Origin of the sequence: Streptomyces zinciresistens K42, from assembly GCF_000225525.1 — a bacterium.
In the GTDB taxonomy this organism is placed as follows: Bacteria; Actinomycetota; Actinomycetes; order Streptomycetales; family Streptomycetaceae; genus Streptomyces; species Streptomyces zinciresistens.
Window position 1 is genome coordinate 1 of record NZ_AGBF01000358.1, and the last position, 3,667, is coordinate 3,667.

Sequence of the window (3,667 nt, forward strand, 5' to 3'; positions counted from 1 at the left end):
CGGCCGCCGGCGGCGGGCGATGACCGGGGCAGCTGCCGTCGTGGTCGTCGTCGGCGCCGGACCCCGCGCGACCGGGCTGCTGGAGCGCGTCGCCGCGAACGCGCCCGAACTGTGGGACGGCAGCCGTGCGTTGCGCATCCACCTGGTCGATCCGCACCCGCCGGGGCCGGGACGGATCTGGCGGGCGGAGCAGTCGGGTCTGCTGCGGATGAACTCCATGGCCGAGGACGTCACGATGTTCACCGACGAGTCGTCCACCGTCGAGGGCCCCGTGCGGCCCGGCCCCTCCCTCGCGCAGTGGGCGGCCCAGTTCTCCGGCCGGGCCCCGCGCCACGCCCCCTGCACCGCACCCGCCGATCCGGAGGTGCTCGCCGAACTGCGCGCGCTCACCGGCTCGGACTTCCCCACCCGCCGGGTCCAGAGCGCCTATCTGGACTGGGTGTTCCGCTGGACGCTGGCCCAGCTGCCGCCCGGCGTCACGGTCGAGTGGCACCGCACCACGGCGACGGCCGTGACCGGCCCGCCGGACGGACCGCAGCTGGTCCGGCTGGCCGGCCGGACGGAGCCGCTCACCGCCGATCTGGTGGTCCTGGCGCAGGGGCACCTCGGTTCCCGGCCCGGCGCCGGGCACCGCGCCCATGCCGCCTTCGCCCGCCGTCACGGCCGGTTCCATCTGGCGCCGGAGTTCTCCGCCGACGCCGACCTGTCGGAGCTGCGGCCGGGCGAGCACGTCCTCCTGCGGGGCCTCGGGCTCGCCTTCGTCGACCTGGTGACGCTGCTCACCGAGGGACGCGGCGGCGCCTTCCGGGACGAGCCCGACGGCACCCTGCGCTATCTCCCCTCCGGGCGCGAGCCCGTTCTGCACGCGGGATCGCGGCGCGGTGTGCCGTACCACTCCAAGACCCGCTACCGGCTCCAGGGCCCCCGGCCGCCGCTGCCGCGCCACTTCGGTCCCGAGGCCGTCGACGCGCTGCTCGCCCGCGGGGGCCCGCTCCTGCTGCGGCGCGACGTGTGGCCGCTGATGGCCAAGGAGATCGGCTACGGCCACTACCACGAGCTCTTCCACGCCCACCCCGGGCGCACGGCCATGTCCTGGACCGGCTTCGCCGCCGCGTACGACCGGCTGGACTGGTACGGCGGCGCCATGGCCGCCCTGGTCGACGGGGCCGTGCCGGACCCCGCGGACCGGCTGGACTTCGAGGCGCTGGACCGCCCCCTGGACGGGCTCGCCTTCGCCTCGGCCGAGGACCTCCAGGAGCATCTGCGCGCGCACGTCGCCCGGGACGTCGACCGGCGCGAGGACCGGGAGTTCAGCGCCGACCTCGGCGCGTTCCTCGCGCTGCTCTCCGTCTACGGACAGCTGCCCCGGCTGGTGGCCTCCGGACGGCTGGCCGCACGCTCGGTCGCCGAGGAGCTCGACGGCTGGTGGCACGGGTTCTTCAGCTTCCTGGCCTCCGGCCCGCCCGGGTTCCGGCTGCGGCAGCTGCTCGCACTGTCCCGGGCCGGGGTCGTCCGCTTCCTGGGCGCCGGTGTCCGGATCGGCACGGACGAGCGCACGGGCACGTTCACCGCCGCCAGTCCGACCGTCCCCGGGCACACCGTCCACGCGACCGCCCTCGTCGAGGCGTACCTGCCGGGCCCCTCCCTGGACCGGACCGAGGACCCGCTGCTGCGTGAGCTGTACCGCTCCGACGCCCTCACCGAGGAGGTCCTGGCGGACGCCGGGCACGTCCATCGCTCCGGACTGCTGGCCGTCTCCCCCGCGGACGGCCGTGTCATCGACCCCTCCCTGGGCGGCCCGCACCCCCGCCGGATCGCCCTCGGGGCTCCCACCAACAGCCGGTCCGTCGCCGCGTTCTCACGCCCGCGGACCGACGCGCCGGCGTTCCGGCAGAACGACGCGGTGGCGCGGGCGCTGTTGCGCGCCCTGAGCACCACCCCCGTGAGCTGCGATTTCTCGGATAACGAGAAAAGAGTGTCCACTATATGAAAAGCCTCTTGGGCGACCGCCCCACTTCTGCCACGATCCCCATCAACCAGGTAGGAAAACTAGGGATCTGCGGGGTGGGGTGTCCATGCGTACGCACAGCCGTGCCGACCTGTCCTCGCTGCTGCTGACCTCGCGCCGCCACATCGACTTCGGCCGCACGTCCAGCGCCATCTGTCACCCCGCCTGAGACGCCGCAGCGCGGCCCGCGCGCCCTCCCCCGCTCCGCGAGCGCAGCCCCCCGCCGCCCCCTCGGGCCGGCGGGCGGGAGCAGTGCGCCGACGCGGACCGAGGGACCCGCGCCGCCCCTGCGGCCGTCCGGCCTCCACGGCCCTCACCCCCCGCTCCTCCGCCTCCGCCCGCTCATCCGCCTCCGCCCGCTCATCTCCGAGAGGACACCTCCGTGTCTGCCGCAAGACCGCTGACCGCCCTGCGCCTCCTCGCCGCCACCGCGGCGCTCCCCCTGCTGCTGACCGCCTGCGGCTACGGCGCCCAGTCCACCGACGACGGCAAGGAGACCAAGGCCGCGGCGGGCGCCGAGAAGCTCTCCGCCGACGAGGTCAGGATCGGCTACTTCCCCAACCTCACGCACGCCACCGCGCTGGTCGGCGTCCAGGAGGGGCTGCTCCAGAAGGAGTTGGGCGCCACCACGATCAAGTCGTCGACCTTCAACGCCGGGCCGTCGGAGATCGAGGCGCTCAACTCCGGCTCGATCGACATCGGCTGGATCGGCCCCTCGCCCTCGATCAACGGCTACACCAAGGCGGCGGGCGAGAACCTGCAGATCATCTCCGGTTCGGCCTCGGGCGGCGTGAAGCTGGTCGTGAACCCGAAGAAGATCAAGTCGGTCGGGGACGTCAAAGGCAAGAAGATCGCCACGCCGCAGCTCGGCAACACCCAGGACGTGGCGCTGCTCAACTGGATCTCCGGGCAGGGCTGGAAGGTCGACGCGCAGAGCGGCAGGGGCGACGTCTCCGTCGTGCGCACCGACAACAAGATCACCCCGGACGCCTACAGGTCCGGTTCCATCGACGGCGCGTGGGTGCCCGAGCCGACCGCGTCCAAGCTCGTCGCCGAGGGCGGCAAGGTGCTCCTGGACGAGTCCGACCTGTGGCCGGACAAGAAGTTCGTGATCACGAACATCATCGTGTCGCAGAAGTTCCTCAAGGAGCACCCGGACGTGGTCGAGGCCGTGCTGCGCGGCTCGGTGAAGACCAACGCCTGGATCGGCGCCAACCCCGACAAGGCCAAGGCGTCCGCGAACAAGGCCCTGGAGAAGCTCTCCGGCAAGGCCCTGCCCGCCGAGGTCATCGACCCGGCCTGGAAGTCGATCGCCTTCCTCGACGACCCGCTGGCCGCCACTCTCCGCACCGAGGCGGACAACGCGGTGAAGGCCGGCCTGCTGGAGAAGCCCGCCCTCCAGGGCATCTACGACCTCCGCCCCCTCAACAAGGTCCTCAAGGCCGAGGGCAGGCCCGCGGTCGACGACGCCGGTCTCGGCACGCCGTGACGCACACCGCACCCGACCAGTCCCCGAGGAGATGACGAGCATGGCAACCGCCCTCGCCAACGCATCCGGCACGGCCGCACCCGTGGCCCGTGCCGCCCGCATCGAGCATGTCTCGAAGTCCTTCCCGGCGCCCGGTACACCGGGCGGGCGGCAGCTCGTGCTGGACGACG

3 protein-coding genes and 1 pseudogene are annotated in these 3,667 nt (G+C 73.3%); all 4 read left to right on the forward strand.

The features are described 5' to 3' along the window. Nucleotides 1-19 precede the first annotated feature (19 nt). Nucleotides 20-1,990, forward strand: a complete 1,971-nt coding sequence (locus tag SZN_RS36215) for an FAD/NAD(P)-binding protein (RefSeq protein WP_050815171.1) — start codon at nt 20-22, stop codon at nt 1,988-1,990. A gap of 85 nt (nt 1,991-2,075) precedes the next feature. Then, the gene (locus SZN_RS43405; protein ID WP_341865615.1) at nt 2,076-2,177 is read left to right on the forward strand and encodes a putative leader peptide; all 102 of its coding nucleotides are present in this window, start codon (nt 2,076-2,078) and stop codon (nt 2,175-2,177) included. Nucleotides 2,178-2,390: 213 nt separating this feature from the next. After that, nucleotides 2,391-3,497 carry an aliphatic sulfonate ABC transporter substrate-binding protein gene (locus tag SZN_RS36220; RefSeq protein WP_007505464.1) on the forward strand — a complete coding sequence of 369 codons (1,107 nt, stop codon included), beginning with the start codon at nt 2,391-2,393 and terminating at the stop codon, nt 3,495-3,497. A gap of 40 nt (nt 3,498-3,537) precedes the next feature. Continuing rightward, nucleotides 3,538-3,667: pseudogene (locus SZN_RS43035) on the forward strand (ABC transporter ATP-binding protein); the annotation flags it as partial.

Excerpts from the sequence above, each read along its gene's own strand:
- SZN_RS36215 (WP_050815171.1), top strand. The coding sequence starts at position 20 with ATGACCGGGGCAGCTGCCGTCGTGGTCGTCGTCGGCGCCGGACCCCGC.
- SZN_RS43405 (WP_341865615.1), top strand. The coding sequence starts at position 2,076 with ATGCGTACGCACAGCCGTGCCGACCTGTCCTCGCTGCTGCTGACCTCG.